General features: G+C 43.0%; 19 protein-coding genes. 6 read left to right on the forward strand and 13 right to left on the reverse strand.

Going from position 1 to position 18,971, the window contains the following annotated elements; all coding sequences use genetic code 11:
* Positions 1–35 precede the first annotated feature (35 nt).
* The 3 genes from A5867_RS13450 to A5867_RS13460 are packed head-to-tail and all read left to right on the forward strand — an operon-like array spanning position 36 to position 2,473.
* Positions 36–422, forward strand: a complete 387-nt coding sequence (locus A5867_RS13450) for a GntR family transcriptional regulator (RefSeq protein ID WP_005228910.1) — start codon at positions 36–38, stop codon at positions 420–422.
* Positions 419–1,300: an ABC transporter ATP-binding protein gene (locus A5867_RS13455; protein ID WP_087627808.1), complete on the forward strand. Its 882-nt coding sequence runs from the start codon at positions 419–421 to the stop codon at positions 1,298–1,300. Before A5867_RS13450 ends, A5867_RS13455 begins: the two co-directional genes overlap by 4 nt.
* Before the next feature lie 12 nt (positions 1,301–1,312).
* Positions 1,313–2,473, forward strand: coding sequence for an ABC transporter permease (locus tag A5867_RS13460; RefSeq protein WP_074536045.1), 1,161 nt, complete (start codon positions 1,313–1,315; stop codon positions 2,471–2,473).
* Between the two features lie 46 nt (positions 2,474–2,519).
* Here the strand turns inward: A5867_RS13460 and A5867_RS13465 are convergent, their stop codons facing one another.
* The 4 genes from A5867_RS13465 to A5867_RS13480 form a co-directional block, all read right to left on the reverse strand.
* Positions 2,520–2,720: a CsbD family protein gene (locus A5867_RS13465; RefSeq protein ID WP_005228904.1), complete on the reverse strand. Its 201-nt coding sequence runs from the start codon at positions 2,718–2,720 to the stop codon at positions 2,520–2,522.
* Positions 2,721–3,114: 394 nt separating this feature from the next.
* A complete protein-coding gene (gene ffh / locus A5867_RS13470) occupies positions 3,115–4,533 on the reverse strand; it encodes a signal recognition particle protein (protein ID WP_005228902.1) in 1,419 nt (472 codons plus the stop codon).
* A 14-nt stretch (positions 4,534–4,547) separates the two neighbouring features.
* Positions 4,548–4,886 carry a putative DNA-binding protein gene (locus A5867_RS13475; protein WP_005228897.1) on the reverse strand — a complete coding sequence of 113 codons (339 nt, stop codon included), beginning with the start codon at positions 4,884–4,886 and terminating at the stop codon, positions 4,548–4,550.
* Entirely contained in the window at positions 4,876–5,349 is a 474-nt protein-coding gene (locus A5867_RS13480) for a DUF523 domain-containing protein (protein WP_016608717.1), read from the reverse strand. The genes A5867_RS13475 and A5867_RS13480 overlap by 11 nt, the downstream gene beginning before the upstream one ends.
* Positions 5,350–5,499: 150 nt before the next feature.
* Here A5867_RS13480 and A5867_RS13485 point away from each other — a divergent pair, with 150 nt between their 5' ends.
* Positions 5,500–6,207, forward strand: a complete 708-nt coding sequence (locus A5867_RS13485) for a response regulator transcription factor (protein ID WP_005228895.1) — start codon at positions 5,500–5,502, stop codon at positions 6,205–6,207.
* A complete protein-coding gene (locus A5867_RS13490; protein ID WP_087627809.1) occupies positions 6,204–7,940 on the forward strand; it encodes a two-component system histidine kinase PnpS in 1,737 nt (578 codons plus the stop codon). Before A5867_RS13485 ends, A5867_RS13490 begins: the two co-directional genes overlap by 4 nt.
* Before the next feature lie 147 nt (positions 7,941–8,087).
* Here the strand turns inward: A5867_RS13490 and A5867_RS13495 are convergent, their stop codons facing one another.
* The gene (locus tag A5867_RS13495; RefSeq protein ID WP_016608721.1) at positions 8,088–8,996 is read right to left on the reverse strand and encodes a phosphate ABC transporter substrate-binding protein PstS family protein; all 909 of its coding nucleotides are present in this window, start codon (positions 8,994–8,996) and stop codon (positions 8,088–8,090) included.
* 194 nt (positions 8,997–9,190) lie between these two features.
* Complete coding sequence (locus A5867_RS13500) at positions 9,191–10,360, reverse strand: pyridoxal phosphate-dependent aminotransferase (RefSeq protein WP_015510142.1); 1,170 nt, start codon at positions 10,358–10,360, stop codon at positions 9,191–9,193.
* Between the two features lie 178 nt (positions 10,361–10,538).
* Between A5867_RS13500 and A5867_RS13505 the strand changes: the two genes are divergently transcribed.
* Complete coding sequence (locus A5867_RS13505; protein ID WP_016619828.1) at positions 10,539–11,258, forward strand: DUF2087 domain-containing protein; 720 nt, start codon at positions 10,539–10,541, stop codon at positions 11,256–11,258.
* A gap of 163 nt (positions 11,259–11,421) precedes the next feature.
* On the opposite strand, the gene A5867_RS13510 is transcribed toward A5867_RS13505, so the two are convergent.
* From A5867_RS13510 to A5867_RS13540, 7 genes are all read right to left on the reverse strand, one after another.
* Positions 11,422–11,949, reverse strand: a complete 528-nt coding sequence (locus tag A5867_RS13510) for a hypothetical protein (RefSeq protein WP_010749742.1) — start codon at positions 11,947–11,949, stop codon at positions 11,422–11,424.
* A gap of 101 nt (positions 11,950–12,050) precedes the next feature.
* Positions 12,051–14,525, reverse strand: a complete 2,475-nt coding sequence (locus A5867_RS13515) for a heavy metal translocating P-type ATPase (RefSeq protein ID WP_087627810.1) — start codon at positions 14,523–14,525, stop codon at positions 12,051–12,053.
* Between the two features lie 126 nt (positions 14,526–14,651).
* Complete coding sequence (gene copZ, locus A5867_RS13520; protein WP_005228873.1) at positions 14,652–14,861, reverse strand: copper chaperone CopZ; 210 nt, start codon at positions 14,859–14,861, stop codon at positions 14,652–14,654.
* Positions 14,862–14,898: 37 nt separating this feature from the next.
* Positions 14,899–15,345, reverse strand: a complete 447-nt coding sequence (locus A5867_RS13525) for a CopY/TcrY family copper transport repressor (protein ID WP_087627811.1) — start codon at positions 15,343–15,345, stop codon at positions 14,899–14,901.
* Positions 15,346–15,486: 141 nt separating this feature from the next.
* Positions 15,487–16,473 carry an aldose epimerase family protein gene (locus tag A5867_RS13530; protein ID WP_087627812.1) on the reverse strand — a complete coding sequence of 329 codons (987 nt, stop codon included), beginning with the start codon at positions 16,471–16,473 and terminating at the stop codon, positions 15,487–15,489.
* Between the two features lie 281 nt (positions 16,474–16,754).
* A complete protein-coding gene (locus tag A5867_RS13535) occupies positions 16,755–17,975 on the reverse strand; it encodes an MraY family glycosyltransferase (protein WP_087627813.1) in 1,221 nt (406 codons plus the stop codon).
* A 19-nt stretch (positions 17,976–17,994) separates the two neighbouring features.
* Entirely contained in the window at positions 17,995–18,918 is a 924-nt protein-coding gene (locus A5867_RS13540) for a YihY/virulence factor BrkB family protein (RefSeq protein WP_005228865.1), read from the reverse strand.
* Positions 18,919–18,971: the final 53 nt, after the last annotated feature.

The raw sequence follows: 18,971 nt of genomic DNA on the forward strand, positions 1-18,971 counted from the left end.
TATACTAGTACACATAAATGAAAGGAGCTGATTTTGTGGTTCGTATTAACAAAGCCAGCAGCAAACCTTACTATGAGCAATTGGTTTTAAGTATCAAAGAAGATATTCTGAACGGTGTTCTAACCGCTGGAGACCAAGTGCCTTCGGTTCGTGAAATGGCCAAGCACCTGTTGATGAATCCAAATACCGTCAGCAAAGCCTACAAAGTATTGGAAAATGAGCAAGTGCTTGTCACCATCAAAGGAAAAGGCACCTTTGTGAAAGTTACTGAGGATCTGCCACGCGATGAGATTCGGATCTTACAAGTGAAAGAACGTTTGAAAGAATTGGTGATCGAAGCACGCCATCTACAGATCAGCATGCGTGAGCTGAGCGATTGGATGAATGGCTTTGAACAAGAGTTAGGAGGCGATCCACAGTGAAGATCGAACATGTGACCAAGAAAATGGAACAAACAATTATCTTAGAAAACGTGAACTTCTCTTTGGAAAAAGGAGAACTCGTAGGATTGATCGGCCGCAATGGTTCTGGGAAAACCACGTTGTTTCGGACGGTCGCTGGACATTATTTACTAGATGATGGCGAGATTTCAATCGATAACCAACGCCTAGATCAGCACCCGGAATTAAAAGAACAGCTTTTTTATATCGATGAAAAAGAAAACTTTCTGGCTGCCTACTCGTTAAAAAAAATCAATCAATTTTATCGGCTTGCTTATCCGAATTTTGATCAAAATCTTTATTTAGAATTGATGCAAAGCCATGGTCTGCCGCTAACGCTTTCTTACCGGCGAATGTCAAAAGGAATGCAAGGTCTTTATAAGATGATTCTAGCGATCGCCTCAAATGCGACGTTCTTACTGTTAGACGAACCTTTTGATGGGCTTGATGTGATCGTTCGTAAAAAAGTGATCGGACTATTGCTGGAAAGCCTCAGCGAGTCGAATCGTACCGCATTGATCGCTTCCCATAATCTAAATGAATTAGAGCATATTATTGATCGTGCCTTGTTGATCAAAGGGAAAACGATTGAAGGAGACTACCGTTTGGAAACAATTCGCGAACAATCTCGCAAACTCCAACTCGTCTTTCGCAGCAAACAGATTCCTCCCCTTATCAAGCAGCACTCCAAGCTGATTCAAAAACAAGGACGGGTTCTGACCGCTTTGTTTGACAATTACACAGAGGAGCTGGCGGCTGAGATCCATCAACTTGATCCTTTGGTTTTCGAAGAATTACCTTTGACTTTGGAAGATCTGTTTGAAGCAAATTTACGACAAGAGGCATTAGTGGAAGGATAGAGGTGGAAAACGATGTTAAGCAATATATTTAAAGAACGCTACGGCAAGCTGCTGATCGGCTTTTGTTTTGTCTTACTCTTAATGTATCTTGGTGATGGCTGGCAATCACAAAAAGCCTGGCATCAGCAAGAACGCTATTTGACATCTGAAGAATTTATCAAAGATTTCAACGAAAATCGAGAGTACTATGTCAAAAGCTACAAGGGTGAAACCCCGGTTTACTTTGATTCGGCAACAGAGTACCGCGATGCTGTATTGACGATCAGCAATGAGTCCCCTGATGAGATTTATTACAATCGCCCTTATATGACCACCATGAATCAATTTGTGATTGTCTTCCTGTTTATTTGGGGCTTCTTGTCCTTTTTTGTCGATGGCCGCACCAATTTCAATCGCTTTTTATTTGCTTTACCCTTTAGCAGAAAGCACGTCTTTCACAAGAAACTGCTTTTTATCGGCTTACCCTTGACCGCTTGTTTAGTCTTGGGTCTGTTAGGTCATATCCTGATCGAATACACGATGATCCCAGCTCGCTATCTCGCTGTGCCGCTTCAAGACGTGCTGCTTTCTGCCCTTAGTACCTTGGCAACGAATCTGCTAGTATTTGCTGCAGGTCTCTTGTTAGGCGTTTTGCTGGGGAATCTGTTTACTGGCATGCTCTCGGTCTTCTTCACTATTTCTCTAGGATCAATGGGGTATAGCTTTTTCCAATGTACCCGCGAGTTTTTTAGTTTTGTGTTTCTTGGTCATGGGGATTTTCTGATTCCTTTTCAAACGTGGATCGATTGGCCGCAAGGATATGTCTACCCTTGGTGGCTGCTGCTCCTTTACCTCGGCTTGAGCGGCTTGCTGATTCTTGCTGCCGAAAAAGTGTTCTCGAAAATCTCTTTAGAAAATGACGGTGATTATTTAACGATCCCTAAATTGCGCGCACCAGTTTATTGGCTGCTTTCTTTGGGAACCTGGTTCTATTTATCCATGATTTCTTATTACCCACTAGAAATTTTTTACCGTAATCTCTATGAGGGGTATGATGTCAGTCTTTGGAACATCGCCCTTCGGCTCGGTTTATTACTGGTTGCCTGCTTATTCATCAGTTTGCTGCTTGTCTATCCTAAAGCGCTGATGAATTGGTGGTACAAACGAAAAAACAAACAAATCAGTGGAATATAAAAAAGCATCCCTGCAACATGTTCTTGTTGCAGGGATGCTTTTAAGTTTAATGTCTAGGTTTGTCGTCGTCTTTTTTGTCAAAGAAGTCATTTACTTTACGAGAAACATCATCCGCAAAATCTTCAACCTTATCTTTGGCTTTCCCATATTTATTTTGGGTTTTGCCTTTTAATTCTTCGGAGTCATCTCCTGTAAGTTTCCCTTTTGTTTCGGTTACTTTTCCTTCAATGCGATCTTTGTTTGTCATCGTAAAAAACTCCTTTCATACTTGCTATAAATTAATAGTAGCACCATTTAACAGAAAGCACGAATGTTCTGCTTCTATCCTATTTTTAGAGGTGCTCGCAACGATAGTTGATCGCTATTTTTGACTCTTGGACGATTTGAGATATTCGGTAGAAAGCTGGCTTTCTCTATAAAAAAGGATGTTCTCTAGATGTTCTATTTGATGTTCTTTGAAGAAGTTCATTTAAAGAGGACGCTGTGAGCATAAAAAACCATGACCTGAAGAAGGCAATCTGAGGAGCTGCAGTTGCTAGAATTAGCAGGTACAGCTTCTCGATTTGGTGCCTTTTCAGATCATGTTTTTTAAATTACACAAAGATAAGGTTCAGTTCTCAGTTCCTATCAGTGTTAAACGATTATTTGCGTTTTTTCTTTTTCTTCTTTTGTTTCTTGACCATGCGGTTCATGGCCATTTTTCCAAGTTTCCCTTTGACCCCACCGCCAAACATTTGATCCATGCCAGGAATGTTCATATTTCCTTTACTCATTTGCTGCATCATTTTGCGAGATTCTTTGAATTGTTTGATCATACGGTTGACTTCGACGACACTGTTTCCAGAACCAGCAGCAATACGGCGGCGACGGCTTGGATTCAACAAATCAGGATTTTCCCGTTCAGCTGGTGTCATAGAATAAACCATGGCTTTTTGTCGAGCAATTTGTTTCGGATCAACTTTGACATTTTCGATACCAGGCATTTGACTCATTCCCGGAATCATTTTTAAGAGATCTTCAATTGGGCCCATGCCCATAACTTGATCGATCTGTTCGACAAAGTCATTGAAATCGAAGGAGTTTTCCTTCATTTTTTGAGCAAGTTCTTCTGCTTTTTTCTCGTCGTAATCTTGCTGTGCTTTTTCGATCAAAGTCAGCATATCACCCATACCGAGAATCCGACTAGACATCCGATCTGGATGGAATACTTCAAGGTCGGTCAATTTTTCACCGGTACCAGTGAACTTGATTGGAGCGCCCGTAACTTGACGAATCGACAATGCCGCCCCGCCACGAGTATCGCCATCTAGCTTGGTGATGACTACCCCTGTGATCCCCAGTTGTTGATTGAAGCTTTCCGCCACGTTGACAGCATCTTGTCCTGTCATCGCATCTACTACCAGTAAAATTTCATTTGGTTGTGCCAAGTCCTTGATTTGTTTTAGCTCTTCCATCAAGTTTTCGTCGATATGCAAACGACCCGCCGTATCGATCAAAACGTAGTCATTTTTCTTTTCCCGAGCCAAAGCCAATCCTTGGCGGACGATTTCAACTGGGCTGACATCAGTTCCCATATCAAAAACAGGTACATCCAATTGCTGCCCTAATACTTTCAACTGGTCGATCGCAGCTGGGCGGTACACGTCACCAGCGATCATTAATGGACGTGCGTTTTCGGTTTTGATCAAATGGTTGGCTAATTTCCCAGCAAAGGTGGTTTTCCCTGCCCCTTGCAAACCAGCCATCATGATGATCGTTGGGATCTTCGGTGATTTTTCGATCCCAACTGTTTCTGATCCTAATGTTTTGGTTAATTCTTCATCAACGATCTTAACGATTTGTTGCGCTGGAGATAGGCTTTCTAATACTTCTACCCCCACTGCCCGTTCACGGACATTTTTGGTAAACTCTTTTACAACTTGCAGATTGACGTCGGCTTCTAATAAAGCTAGACGAATCTCACGCATCATTTCTTTTACATCTGCTTCAGATACTTTTCCTTTTCTGCGCAGTTTGCTCATTGCCTGCTGGAGGCGTTCAGTTAAACTTTCAAATGCCATTTTTTTTCATTCCTTTATTCTTCAATTTCTTGGAGCTGTTGAATAAACCCCTGTAAGGTTTCGTCTTTTGGATAGTGGGTTTTCGTATACTCGCTTAGCTGATCCAGCAAGTCTTCCCGCATGATATAATCCGAAAACATATGTAGTTTTTTTTCATAGTCTTCTAAAATACGTTCGGTGCGTTTGATGTTGTCATAGACTGCTTGACGGCTAACTTGATACTCTTCAGCGATTTCTCCTAGAGAAAAATCATCTGCGTAATACAATTCCATGTAATTCATCTGTTTTTCCGTCAATAACGTGGAATAAAACTCAAACAACGCATTCATGCGATTGGTCTTTTCAATTTCCATTTGCTTCCTCCTGTTTTGCAAGCCATTCGACATCGGACAAAACAGTCATGCCTTGTTGTCGAAAATAGGCACAAGCGACACCGACCCCTGTTTTTTTGATTCCAGAAAAATTGCCATCATAAATCGTCTGACTGCCACAAGAGGGACTTTTCTCTTTTAAGATCAGTTGGGTGATGCCTTGCTCTTGTAATTTTTGATAAGCAATTTTCGCGCCTTTAGTAAATTGTTCCGTCACGTCTTCTCCTGAAATGGTGACGACCTTCGCTCGTTGCGCCCAAACATCCACCCCATCGCCACCGACGATTTCGGCCGGTTCGCGTGGAATCGGCAAGCCGCCAAGAACTTCTGGACAGACCATCATTGCTTGACCCGCACGAACAAGTTCGATCAATTGTGGTACTGCTTGATGTTTTCCATCGTAGCGGCAAAGGGCACCGCCTAGACACGCACTGATTCCAATCATTTAGCACCCTCAGCTTTCCTATGAAATCGTCCTTTATTATAGCATTTATTTAGTGGTTGCAATAGTACCAATTGTCTATTCATGCTAAAATAGGACTTGTTCGTTGAAATTTAATCGTTTCTTGAAAAAAAGAAACGAAAGGAGTCTATCATGAAAAAAATACTCGTTGTCGATGATGAACCTTCAATCGTCACACTTTTAACCTTTAATTTAGAAAAAGAGGGCTACCAAGTCGTTTCCGCCTCAGATGGTCAAAAAGCCTTCGACTTGGCGTTGTCAAAACCTTTTGACTTTATCATCTTGGATGTCATGCTGCCGAATTTGGACGGCATCGAAATCACAAAGAAATTACGGCAAGAAAAAATCGAGACACCGATCCTCGTCTTGACCGCAAAAGATGATCCGATCGACCGGATTTTGGGTTTAGAGATCGGGGCTGACGACTACTTGACGAAACCCTTCAGCCCTCGAGAAGTATTGGCTCGAATGAAGGCCATCTTCCGTCGCTTAGAACCTCGTCAACAAGCACGAGAAGAAGATCAACCTGCAGAAATCTTGCAAATCGGCGGAATTCAAGCCGATCTGACCAATTTCCAGGTCAGTGTGGATGGGGAGAAAATCTTCCTGACCCCGAAAGAGTTCGAGCTGCTGGTTTACTTTATGAAACGTAAAGGCCGCGTGATCGATCGCGATACCTTACTCAATCGTATTTGGAATTTTGACTTTGATGGACAAAGTCGCATCGTGGATGTTCACATCAGTCATTTAAGAGAAAAATTGGAAGCTGATCCCAAGCGTCCAGAATACTTGGTGACCGTTCGAGGATTTGGGTATAAATTTCAGGAGCCGACCCAATGAAAAAACGCTATGGCTATGGTTTATGGTCAATCGGTCTATTGCTGATTTTTTTCCTGTGTTGGCAAGTTCTAAGCAGTTTTTACCGTCAGCAAGTCATCGCCCAGCAAGTGGATTTTCTGCAAGAGAAAGCCGCTGTATTTTTGAATCTCTCAGATAACCAAACCGCAGCGCTCGAACAATTTGCCGATGCCTATGTTCAAGACAGCAATAGCCGCATCACTTTGTTAGATGATCAAGGCCAAATCATTTTCGATACTTATGATCATACCCTCCATGAAAACCGCTCCGATCGTCCAGAAGTTCAAGCCGTTTTGCGCGGAAGCGCCGTTGGTCAATCGTTGCGGGAAAGCGACACCTTGCATGAAGAATTGCTTTACGTGGCGATTCCTGTCAAAGAAGATGGAAACTTAACTCAAATCTTGCGGATCGCAGAACCGACTGCTGCTTTTTTTGCGAAAAACCAAGGAATCAAGCAATCGATCTTGATTGTCTATCTTGTCTTTTGTTTCTTGATCAGCCTGCTGATTTTTCACACGCTGCGTCAGCGGAATCGTCCAATCCAAACGATTCTGCCCGTCGTAAAAAAAATGATCACCTCGCCCGATCAACAAGCAATCATTATGCAAGAAACCCCTGAACATGATGAGTTGTATCAACTGATCAATCAGCTGAGCGAACAAATGAGCCAGACCTATCGTGCCTATGCGGCATCTGAACAACAGCTGTACGGCTTGCTCAGTGAACTGATGATCGGTGTCTTTATCATTAATGAAGAAAATCAACTGCTGCTGTTGAATCCGACGATGCAAGAACAGTTGGGGATGGAAACTGCGCCAACCTTGCCGCAGCCCTTCACTGAAGTGATTCATGACACACAACTGATCCAATTGATCTATCAATTTAACGACGAGACCCCTATTTTCCATGCGGAAACCACCCTTAGCGGAGAACGTTCAAAAGTCTTGGATGTTACCTTGCGAAGCTTCCAAGAAAACCAGTTGATTGGTATTTCTTATGACTTGACGCGCATCCGACAATTAGAAAAAATGCAAAAAGATTTTGTCGGCAATGTTTCCCATGAATTAAAAACGCCGGTAACTTCCTTGATTGGGTTTACCGAAACACTGCTGGACGGCGCCAAAGAAGACCCAGAAACATTGCAGACCTTTTTAGAGATCATTCAAAAAGATGCTTATCGCTTGAAAAATCTAATACAAGATATCATCCAACTGTCTCAAGACAGTGATTCTTTCCAGTATGTCGACCAACCGATCAACTTTTCTGAGCTGCTGCAACAAGTCGTTCAAACCTATGGTCCCGCAGCTGCTAAGAAGCAATTGACCTTTCAATTTGAAGGACCCGAACCCTTCATTTTATCTACCAAAAAAGAGCTGCTGCAGCCCATCGTAAAAAATCTGGTAGAAAATGCTGTCACCTATTCAAAACCTGGTGGTGTCATCACATTATCCTATTCAGAGCAAGACGACCAGCTGTTATTTCAAGTGCAGGATCAAGGCATCGGCATCGATGAAGAAGATCAGGAACGGATTTTTGAGCGGTTTTATCGGGTGGACAAAGCCCGCGCCCGCAATTCTGGCGGCACTGGACTTGGGCTGGCTATCGTTAAAGACTATACCAAATTATTAGGCGGCAGCATCAAGGTTGACAGTTTCCCCAAAATTGGTTCTACCTTTACGGTGACTTTGCCGCTTCATGAAAAAGATGATTATTGATAAAAAACAGCCGATAACAGGTGAATAATTGTTATCGGCTGTTTTTGTAGTTGTTTTTCATTACCAAATGAAGCACCAGCCAATAGCATCTTCTTGATGCTTTAAACACAAAAAAAGAAGGAGCATTCTCCTTCTTCGATCATTTCACTATTCAACATTCGTTACTTCGCCGTCTACACTGCGTTCTACTTTCATATCAGTGATTGGCAAGTAACCTAATTCAATAACGATTCCTTGTTGGACATCGTCTGTCATGATGTAATCAAGAAAGGCTTTGACGTTTGCATCTGGCTCGCCGTTCGTGTACATATGCTCGTAAGACCAGATTGGCCATTTGTTATCTGCAATATTTTCAGGAGTCGCTTCTACCCCATCAAGAGATAGCGCTTGGATCGAATCGTCCAAATAGGATAAAGCAAGGTAGCTGATTGCTCCTGGTGTTTCAGCAACGATTTTACGGACTGTTCCAGAAGAATCTTGCTCTTGTGTTTGGATCGTCTCTGCACCATCTAAGCCCCATTTTTCAAAGGTCGCTCTCGTACCGCTGCCTGATGCGCGGTTGATTACAGAGATTTCTTGATCTGCTCCGCCTAGTTCAGACCAATTCTTCACTTTGCCTGTAAAAATATCGATTAAATCTTGTTGGCTAAGGTCCGTAACGCCTGCGTCTTTATTTACCACTGGTGCCATACCAACTACGGCTACTTTATGGTCAACTAATTTGCTAGCATCCACACCATCTTTTTCATCCGCAAACACATCGGAATTGCCGATCGTCACCGCGCCTGCTTCTACTTGACTTAAGCCAGTTCCGCTACCGCCACCTTGAACCGTAATTGTATAATTGGGATTGTCTGCTGAGAAGCTTTCACCTGCTGCTTCAACCAAGGGTTGCAATGCCGTTGAGCCCACAGCTAAAATTTCTACATTTTCATTTGATGCGGCACCTGATGAAGATCCGCCTGATGCTTGACTGCTCTCAGTGCTTGCGCCACCGCTCCCACAGCCAGCTAATAATAATCCAGTTGCAAAAAATAAAAGTCCCAATTTTTTCATTTAGTAAATCTCCTTTCGTTATATGCTTAGTTTAGCAAGGCGGTGTAAACCCTTGATGGATTTCATGTAAAGAATCGATAAAGCGATGTAAATCTTTTGTAAAGTTCGTCGATTGCCTAAAAAAGCCCCCGCTGCATCCTTCAGAGGGGGCTTACTTTATCTAACACTTATGAACTAAAGAAACGTTTGTAGAATCAATTGCTTTGCATATAGCGTGTCAAGCGATCCATCGCTTCCACCAAGTTTTCCATACTTGCCGCATAGCTTAAACGAACATAGCCTTCTGCTTCGGGACCAAAGGCGATCCCAGGAATGATTGCTAATTGATTCTTTTCGGCTAAGTCGACACAAAAAGCCATGGAATCTTGGTTGAAACCTGCTGGTATTTTGGCAAAAATGTAGAATGCACCAGATGGCTTCGCCATTTCAAAACCAAGGGCAGTCATCTTTTCAAACAAGTAATCTCGGCGTTCACGGTAATCGGCTTTCATGACTTCTGCATCGTTGATGCCTTCGATCAATGCCCGCACTGCGGCTTTTTGAGAAATCGTTGATGCCGCGGTCACTAAGTATTGGTGGACCTTAATGATCTGAGCAGTCAACGCTGCTGGTGCAAAAATGAAGCCGACGCGCCAACCAGTCATCGCGTGTGATTTCGACAAGCCGTTGATCACGATCGTTTGATCCCGCAAGTATTCAGCAATGGACACATGGGTTTCATCATAAGTCAACTCACTATAAATTTCATCGCTAATAACAAAAACGGGGTATTTTTCTAAAACTTCTGCCAATGCTTTGACTTGTTCTCGGGTATAAACGACCCCTGTTGGATTGCTAGGATAATTTAAAATGACTGCCTTGACTTGGTTCCCATGTTCTTTTAAGGCTGCTTCCAAAACTTCTGGCGCTAAAACAAAGTCATTATCCGTCGTATCAAGATAAATCGGTTTGGCATGAGCTAAATGGATGACTGGTTCATAGCCTGGATAAATTGGTGCTGGTAGAATCACTTTATCACCAGGTTCTAACGTGGCTAATAAAGAAGCTGAGATTGCTTCCGTTGCACCGATCGTCACTAATACTTCTGATTGAAAGTCGTAATCAAGCTGATATTTATTTTTCAAAAAGAGACTGGCTGCTTGCCGAACATCTGCTAAGCCTGCCATTCCAGAATAGTGGCTGAAATTTTGTTCGATTGCTTGGACACCCGATTTTTTCACGTGCTCCGGTGTGTTGAAATCCGGCTCGCCTAACGTTAACTTTAAAATATCAGGAATTGAAGAAACCCGTTCATCAAATTTACGAATCAATGAAACAGCTATATTGTACACTTCGTGATTGAAGCGTTGGCTTACGTCTGCCATAGTATCACTCCTTTGAATTAAGCAAATTCATTCGCTATTGTTGTTAATCCTAACACAAAAAGGCGACGATTTTAAGCAACGGATGAAATTTATCTACTAACGATAAATTCGTTTGTTTATTTACAAACGAAATCAACTTATGTTAGTATATATCTAAACAATAAAAGGAGAACCCAAAATGAAACCTTATCAAGAGTTTACCATTTCTGATTATCAGCAAGGATATGTCGCAACACCAACGGATTATTGTTGCGTCTTTTGTCAGGAGACCTTCGACAAAGAAGAAATCTATCCCGTTGATGGCGCCTTTTTTACAGCAAAAAAACGAATGGTGCAGCATATCACTGAGCATCACGGAACCGTTTTGACCGCATTGTTGGCTTTACCCAAAGAACAAACAGGCCTATCAGAAAGCCAGCAGGAGATTTTACAACTGTTTGCCCAAGATGTTAGCGATACTGTGATTGCCCAGCGCTTAGGTATCTCTTCTTCGACTGTCAGGAATCATCGCTTTAAACTAAAAGAAAAACAGCGACAAGCGACTGTTTTTTTAAGTATCATGTCCTTGTTGCAAGATACCCCGTTGCTGCCGCCTCACAAAGGGGCGACGATGCTTGATGATCGCTATGCCATTACGGCTAGTGAAAGAGAAAAGATCATTGCTACTTATTTTGATGAAACGGGGTTTATCAAACAGTTTCCCAGCAAAGAAAAGCGCAAGATCGTTGTCTTGAGTGTACTGGCACAAAAATTTGATCCGAAGAAAAATTATTCAGAAGCTGCCGTCAACGATGTATTAAAGCAAGCGATCACCGATTACGTCACTGTCCGACGTTATTTGATCGAATACGGATTTATGCAACGGACGAAAGACGGGAAAACTTACTGGCTGACTTAAAACCTAGTCTGTAACTGGCTGGAACTTTTGTTGGTTGGATGAGCAATATCTTTCACAGTTTTAAAAAAATTAACAAGCTCCAGTATTTTATAGAAAAAAAGACAAAGTACGAACACATCCGTACTTTGTCTACCGTCTGAAACGCTGGGACAAGTTCCAGCGTTTATTTTTCTTTTAGAAAGATTTTTTTGATGATCAATTTATCAAATAATTGCGTTTGATTGTCTTGTTCTCCAATGACTTCAGCGGTCACCGATTTACCATCTTGTTTTTTACGTAGCTGGTAAACGATCTTGCCTGTTTCTTTCAATTCGTTCACCATGTCAACGACACCGCCAAAACCAGTTTTACGAGTGATGAACCCTAACGCCACCATTCGCTCATCTAAATTTTTTGCCGAGATGCTCGCACCGGTGATCAGCGCTTGCCGCATGATTTGTAAGAATTCCTCTAGCCCTGCCACTGGCGGCTGTTCGGGTTCTTCTTCCATCATCGGTCGCTGACGCAAATAATCTAATTCCTGCAATAACGTTTCATACTGCTCTTGTGTCAACATGACCCCCGCCACTTTTTCACGATTGAATACATATACTGCTGTTCCTGCTTCTCGCGCTTGATTAAATACATCCATCGGAGATTTTTTTACTTCAGTAATTGAAGTAGTGGGAACATCCAATTTCTTCAGTTCCATAATCAACGTCCTCCTTGTCTCAACGAACACATTATAGCATAAATTTAGAAGCAGATTATAGAGGTATTTCACTGCTCCTAGGAAAAGAAACAAAAAAGCGGCTAATCGCCGCTTTTTTCGATTGATAAGGTCATTGCATTGATGGCAACGATGATCGTGCTCATAGACATCAAGACAGCTCCGACTGCTGGGTTCAAAATGATCCCGATCGGTGCGAGGACGCCAGCTGCCAAAGGAATGGCAAAAATATTGTATCCTGCGCCCCACCAGAGATTTTGAATCATCTTGCGTCTTGTTTTTTTCGCCAAAGTCAAGAAGTGCAAGATGTCTTGAGGTTCGCTATTCGTCAAAACGACATCGGCTGAATCGATCGCTACATCGGTACCCGCTCCGATCGCAATCCCGATCGTCGCTCTTGCAAGACTTGGGGCGTCATTGATCCCATCGCCTACCATTACGACGCGCTTGCCCTCTTTGACATAGTCACTGACTAGACGTTCTTTATCGTCTGGCAACATTGCCGCATGGAAGGCTTCGATTCCTAGGTAATCGGCTACGGCTTGCGCCGCTTCTTGGTTGTCTCCAGTAGCCATAACTGGTGTGATGCCTAAGTCTTTCACTTTTTGAATAAATTGACTCGCTTCTGGTTTCACCTTATCCCCTAATGCGACGATTCCTTCCACTTTGCCGTCATGAACCAAATAGCTGATAGTATTGCCCTGTTCTTGATAATTTTCCAAGGAGTTCCCTTGATACTGAATGGCTAATTGCTCCAATCCTTTTTGATTGACGATCAACCACTTCTGTCCATCGATCACGCCTTCCAGACCAATCCCTGTCCTTGTTTGAACATCAGTCGCCTTTTTGGCTGTGATGTTTTCCTTTTCAGCTTGGGCTAAAATACCTTCTGCGATCGGATGATTGGCGGTTTTCTCAAGACCTGCTAGGTAAGCTAGTACTTCTGATGCAGAAAGACTGCCTGTCGCCTCGATGCCAGTTACGGTAAACGTTCCTTCTGTTAACGTACCGGTCTTATCGAGGATCAGATAATCAACATGATGCGCATTCTCCAGTGCGTTACGATTTTTTAAGAGCAAGCCATTTTTGGCAGCGATCGATGTCGAACGAGCAACTACGAGGGGAATCGCTAGCCCTAACGCATGGGGACAGGCAATGACGAATACCGTGACCATTCGATCAAGAGCAGTCGGTAGATCAGCAACAAACAGCCATACAGCAAATGCCAAGACACCAGCAACTAACGCAATATAAAACAGCCATTTTGCCACTTTGTCCGAAAGTGCTTCTAAGCGGGATTTATCTGCTTGGGCTTTTCGCACCATTTCCATGACTTTCGCTAAGTAGCTGTCTTCCCCAGTTCCTGTGACTTCCATCGTGATGGTACCATTGCCGTTGACAGATCCTCCAATGACAGTACTGCCGACGGTTTTAGGTACCCGTCTGGATTCACCAGTCACTGCCGACTCATCGATTGTTGTTTCTCCTTCAAGGATCGTTCCGTCGGTAGGAATCTTATCTCCTGAGCGAACGATCAACTGTGTTTTGTTGGTCACTTCTTCTAATGGAATCTGTTCTTCTGATCCATCCGCATTTTTCCGAATCACTTCTTTTGGCAATAGTTCTGCTAATTTCTGTAATGCATTGCCAGCATTAGAAATGGCATTCATCTCGATCCAATGCCCCAACAACATGATCACGATCAAAGTCGCTAGTTCCCAGAAGAAATCCATTACATGAGGAACAGCAAGAAAATGATTGGCGATAAATGCGTAAAGACTATAAAAATAAGAAACCGTGATCCCCATAGCAATCAACGTCATCATGGCTGGGCTTTTTTGTTTCAATTCCATTTTCGCACCACTTAAAAACGGCTGCCCTCCATAGAAAAACAGGATCGTTCCTAAAAGCAATACGACCCAATCTGAGCCAGGAAACGTGAACTGAAAGGGCAATTCGATGCCCATCATTGGTGATAAAATGACGATTGGAATCGCCAAAACCAAGGATAGCCAAAACTTTTGCTTAAAATTTCCCATATGCATACTATGATCCATGCCACCCATTCCATGATCCATATGACTATGATCCATACCAGACATCTCATGATTCATGTGACTATGATTCATACCAGACATCTCATGGTCCTTATGGCCGTGATCCATGCCAGACATCTCATGATCCGTGTGACTATGTTCCATGCCAGACATCTCATGATTCGTGTGACTATGGTTCATGCCAGACATCTCATGGTCCTTGTGGCCGTGATCCATGCCAGATATCTCATGGCCCTTATGGCTATAGTCCATGCTGGACACTTCATGATCCATAAGACCATGGTTACTATCGGAGCTTTCATGCTCCTGCTGTTTTGATGTCGCCTTGTGATGATCCATCCCATTCATCTCATGGCTAGGCTCAGGGACTTCTGTCACTTGTGATTGCGCATGTTGCTCTTTTCCCTGTGTACCATTATCCCGCTCATTCAAAGCAGGTTCATGCCTATGATGGCTTGACGTCTGACTATTACTTGCGGAAGACGTTTTTTTCTGATTCATCCTAGTATTCCCCTTCCTATTTCACTGAATGTGCGTACAGTCTTGCTCCTTCATACAAAAGCTTCAAGCGGCTGGACACTTTTCATTTGTTTTGATTTTTCATTTTCACTTTAGCAATTCCATTGCTTACTCAAATACCCCTTGATAACCCGCTTCGGTGACCGCATTGACTAAGGCTGTTTCTGTCACTTGCGACTCGTCAAACTTGACTGTTCCGCGAGCTTTTTTCAAGTCCACTTTGGCTTTTTTCACACCCGGTACTTCACTAAGCGCTTTTTCAACTTTTGCGGCACAATGGGCACAATTCATTCCGCTGATTTGCATGTTTTTTTTCATTACGATTCCTCATTTCTTTTAACAGTTCGTTGGCTACTTATTTTGTTGCATGGGTTTTGCATTGGCACTGACCAGGAATACAATTACATGAGATCGCTGCTACTGGCACTTTTTGGTCGACTGCTGCTTGGAGCATCGCCAAATCTTCTGCCGTCAATGCTGCTTCTTGGATTATTTCTGCTAATGTCTGCCCAACTTTTTTGGCACAAATATGAGAAAAAAGATTCTCAGCTGCGCTGCGAACGGTTGCTTCTTCGGAAACAAGCGGCGAATAAACAAATTTTTTTCCTTGGCTTTCTGTTTTCAATACGCCTTTTTTGACGAGTCGTCCCAAAAGCGTCTTGACCGTTGCTGCTTTCCAATTTTTATTTTCGCTCAATAAAGCGGTGATCTCTTTCGCGTCGGATTGTCCTAATGTCCAGATCACACGCATGACTTCCCATTCAGAATCGCTAATTTTGATTGGTTCGACCACAGATTGCATTTGTCCACTTCCTTTCATAAGTGATTCACATTTTTAAGTTTACATCTGTAATCGTATTTTGTCAAAAAAAAGCATCGCCAAACTTTCTGCGTTTTGACAATGCTTTTTTCTATTTCATTAAAAATGATTTGGTTCCTATGCTTAAAAGTGGACCTGATACGTCGTCACAGAGTGGAAGGGTTCTTCTGGACGCAACACGATCTCACCAAAGTGGGTAAATTTCTCAGAGCCAGGAACACCTTGTGTTTCGATCGCCATCCCGCCATGATTGGCAAAAGGACCAGACTTCATTGGTGCGCCAGCTTCTCCCTCACCCGTTGTGTAAATAACAACGGCAGGACGGTCAGTAGTTACAGTCAGCTGCACTTTTTGATCGGGACTGGTTACTTTTAGATCCCACTCTTGCGTATGGTCTAATAAGAACGGATCATCCAACATCGTCGTTCCCATCGGGCGTTCTTGTCTAAAATCAAACTTTGTGCCTGCGACAGGCGTTTTTTCACCGGTCGTCGTCACATCGTCATTCGTTTCAGCCACATGTTCGGCATTGATTTGAACCAAGTGGTCATCGATCGGCTGTTGGGTATCACCTGTCAAATTGAAATAACCGTGGTTCGTTGGGTTAAATAAAGTCGCTTTGTCAGTGTTGGCATCATAAGCAAGCAATAGTTCATTGTCATTCGTCAACGTATAGGTGACTTGATAACGAACATTCCCAGGAAACCCGCCATCGCCATCTTGCCGTGTGGTAGTAAAAATCACCCCAGCTTTGTCTGCTTCTTCAAAGGTTTCAGTGATCCATGTATCAGTATCCAGCCCCTTTGAACCGCCATGAAGCGTATTGCCGCCATCATTGTCTTCCGTTTGGTATTCTTGTCCGTCGATCTCAAAGCGAGTACCTGCGATCCTTCCCGCCACAGGGCCGATCGTTGCGCCATAATAACGTGCTTGGCGATGTCCTTCGATCGTGTCATAACCGACCACAATGTCGCGACCTTCTTCTACTGGAACGACCCAATCCAATAAGCGTGCGCCTTCAGGACTTAGCCTTACGATGGTACCGCTATCATTGGAAAGCTCATAAATTGTTCCCATTTTTTCTGACGTCAGTTGTTTCACATTTGGCATTCGTTCATATCCTTCTTTCTTTGATTAGTCTGCTGCTCTTTTTAAGTATAGACGTTTAGGGCTAGATCCGTCAATTCAAGACGGAAGAATTCGACAGGAAATACTGTTTGTCTGACCATTTTCAAACAAACAAAAAGCGGCAAGCATCGCCAACGGATTGATCGAATCATCGACAGCTGATCGTAACAGAACGCGCTAGAAGAAGCACTGACTCCTCCTGACCTTCAACGATCACTCGTATTCATCTCACCTGTTGGACACCTTCGCCGCAACTGTATCGTTTATTTTTTGTGTTTTGCTTGGTAATGTTTTCTCTTTCGTCGCTTTTCCTTGATTTGAGAAGCGCTAGCAGCTAACTCTTCGCTTTCCTCTTCTTGCTTGTCTTTTCTCTTTTCCGCTCGCGCCTTCAAGACTTTTTGCCTGAATCGACGGTTTCCAAGAAACTTCAGCGCGCACATGAGTGGTTGACGATTTTCTCCCACCAAACCAATCAACTCGATAAACAATTCGATGCCAAAACCTGTACTAATGATCAGCAAGATGATTGCGGTGTTACTGGCATAATTCATCAATAATGCAATAAATGAAAAAACCATCGCCAAGGCATAGATCGTCAAGACCGTGCCACGGTGGGTAAACCCTAATGAAAGTAAGCGATGATGCAAGTGCATCTTATCTGCTGAAGAGATCTTTTGTTTATTGAATTTTCTACGAATCATCGCATAGACGGTATCGGTAATGGGTACCCCTAAAATCAACATTGGGGTGATCACTGTAATGAAGGTCGCATTTTTTAAGCCTTGCAACGATAGGACGGAAATCATGAAACCTAGAAAAAGTGCCCCAGTATCGCCTAAAAAAATCGTGGCTGGATAAAAATTGTAAGGAAAGAAGCCTACGATCGCGGCAATCAATGTAAAAATCACCATCGGTACTTCAACGGAGTTTGGTAAAAAGAAGTAACTAATGATCCCAATCGTTGTCAGACTGATAATGGAGACCCCACTCGCTAGACCATCTAAACCGTCAATCAAGTTGACCGCATTCGTGATCGCCAAAATCCATAGGATCGTCATAGGTAAGCCTAACCAGCCCAAGTCAAAAACCCCGAGATAAGGGATCGAAACCGTGCTGATTTTGATGCCAGCAACAAAATAGATCTCCAAAGCCGCTAACATCAAACCCAGTGTTTTTTGCAGGGGCGTCAACTCAAAGATATCATCCAATAATCCAGTAACTACGACGATGGCTGCACCTAAAAGCATCGGCCAGACATAGTCAAAAGGAATCATTGCACGGAATTCCCAAAGCAATGCAAAAGAGAACGAGAGAAAAATACTCAGTCCCCCTGCGGTCGGCATTGTCTTGGTGTTGATTCGGCGATCTCCTGGTCGATCGACTGCGCCGATCTTAAAAGAGATCAATTTAATGATCGGTGTTAGGATTAAAGACACGATCATTGTTATAAATAAGCGCATTACAAATTTGAATGCAAAATCCATCGTTTATTCTCGCTTTCCGTTATTTCTCTTTATTGGTAAATGTATCTTCGATTTTCGAAGAAATCCGCTGAACAGGATCTGTTCGTTCTTTGATCTCTTGTCCCGACACATACTCTTCTACCACTGCGTTGATGATTCCACCCAAGATAATAATCGTCGCAGCAAGATTCAACCAGATCATTAAAACAATAAAACTTCCAATAATTTGATAGCCAATGATTTTCGCAGCAAAGTAACGGGCGTATAAGCCAAACACTTGTGACAGCAACATCCAGCCAATCGTTGCAAAGATCGCCCCTGGCAAAGTCGAACGCAACTTGACCTTTGCATTCGGCACTAACCAATAGATCAGCATCATGATAAACAGCAAAGCAACGATCGTGACTGGCCATTTGACTGTTTGGAACGTATCGATCAGATTGTCTTGAAACTTAAAAATCGGCTGCAAAAAATCAAGAATGATTTTTCCAAGCCCAAATACCATCGTAACACCAACGATCGCAATCATAAAGAGCAGGATGATCACAAATGATACTGCGCGCACCACGATAAAATTGGAACGTTGGTCCACACCGAAGGCTTTGTTCATCGCAATTTGCAAGGCATTGATACTTTGACTCGCAGACCACAACGCAGCCAAGGCGGAAATCGATAACAACCCGCCAGAGCTTGTGGTGAGGAGGTTTTCGATCGCTGGTCCGATAAAGTCATAGATTTGACTAGGGATCAATTCTTGTACATAAGATAAAACCGTGTTCGGATCAATCGATAAATAAGGCAACAGATTTCCCAGCGCAATCATTAACGGGAAAAGTGAAAGCAATAAATAGTAGGCGACGACGACCGATGTGGTCCCCATCTCTGAATCCGTTATTCTATTTTGCGTTGTTTCAATGAAACGCATCAGCTTTTGATTGCTTTTTACTTTATCAACGATTTTCATGTTTCTTCCTCCGCCAGCGAATCATCTGCCTTTTTTTTCTTTGTCATACGTAA

Origin of the sequence: Enterococcus sp. 6D12_DIV0197 (genome assembly GCF_002174385.1) — a bacterium.
Lineage (GTDB): Bacteria > Bacillota > Bacilli > Lactobacillales > Enterococcaceae > Enterococcus_D > Enterococcus_D casseliflavus.

Bases quoted from the DNA above. Each gene is read 5' to 3' on its own strand.
- A5867_RS13460 (WP_074536045.1), top strand. From the start codon at position 1,313: ATGTTAAGCAATATATTTAAAGAACGCTACGGCAAGCTGCTGATCGGC.
- A5867_RS13465 (WP_005228904.1), bottom strand. From the start codon at position 2,720: ATGACAAACAAAGATCGCATTGAAGGAAAAGTAACCGAAACAAAAGGG.
- ffh (WP_005228902.1), bottom strand. From the start codon at position 4,533: ATGGCATTTGAAAGTTTAACTGAACGCCTCCAGCAGGCAATGAGCAAA.
- A5867_RS13475 (WP_005228897.1), bottom strand. From the start codon at position 4,886: ATGGAAATTGAAAAGACCAATCGCATGAATGCGTTGTTTGAGTTTTAT.
- A5867_RS13480 (WP_016608717.1), bottom strand. From the start codon at position 5,349: ATGATTGGAATCAGTGCGTGTCTAGGCGGTGCCCTTTGCCGCTACGAT.
- A5867_RS13485 (WP_005228895.1), top strand. From the start codon at position 5,500: ATGAAAAAAATACTCGTTGTCGATGATGAACCTTCAATCGTCACACTT.
- A5867_RS13490 (WP_087627809.1), top strand. From the start codon at position 6,204: ATGAAAAAACGCTATGGCTATGGTTTATGGTCAATCGGTCTATTGCTG.
- A5867_RS13495 (WP_016608721.1), bottom strand. From the start codon at position 8,996: ATGAAAAAATTGGGACTTTTATTTTTTGCAACTGGATTATTATTAGCT.
- A5867_RS13500 (WP_015510142.1), bottom strand. From the start codon at position 10,360: ATGGCAGACGTAAGCCAACGCTTCAATCACGAAGTGTACAATATAGCT.
- A5867_RS13505 (WP_016619828.1), top strand. From the start codon at position 10,539: ATGAAACCTTATCAAGAGTTTACCATTTCTGATTATCAGCAAGGATAT.
- A5867_RS13510 (WP_010749742.1), bottom strand. From the start codon at position 11,949: ATGGAACTGAAGAAATTGGATGTTCCCACTACTTCAATTACTGAAGTA.
- A5867_RS13515 (WP_087627810.1), bottom strand. From the start codon at position 14,525: ATGAATCAGAAAAAAACGTCTTCCGCAAGTAATAGTCAGACGTCAAGC.
- copZ (WP_005228873.1), bottom strand. From the start codon at position 14,861: ATGAAAAAAAACATGCAAATCAGCGGAATGAATTGTGCCCATTGTGCC.
- A5867_RS13525 (WP_087627811.1), bottom strand. From the start codon at position 15,345: ATGCAATCTGTGGTCGAACCAATCAAAATTAGCGATTCTGAATGGGAA.
- A5867_RS13530 (WP_087627812.1), bottom strand. From the start codon at position 16,473: ATGCCAAATGTGAAACAACTGACGTCAGAAAAAATGGGAACAATTTAT.
- A5867_RS13535 (WP_087627813.1), bottom strand. From the start codon at position 17,975: ATGGATTTTGCATTCAAATTTGTAATGCGCTTATTTATAACAATGATC.
- A5867_RS13540 (WP_005228865.1), bottom strand. From the start codon at position 18,918: ATGAAAATCGTTGATAAAGTAAAAAGCAATCAAAAGCTGATGCGTTTC.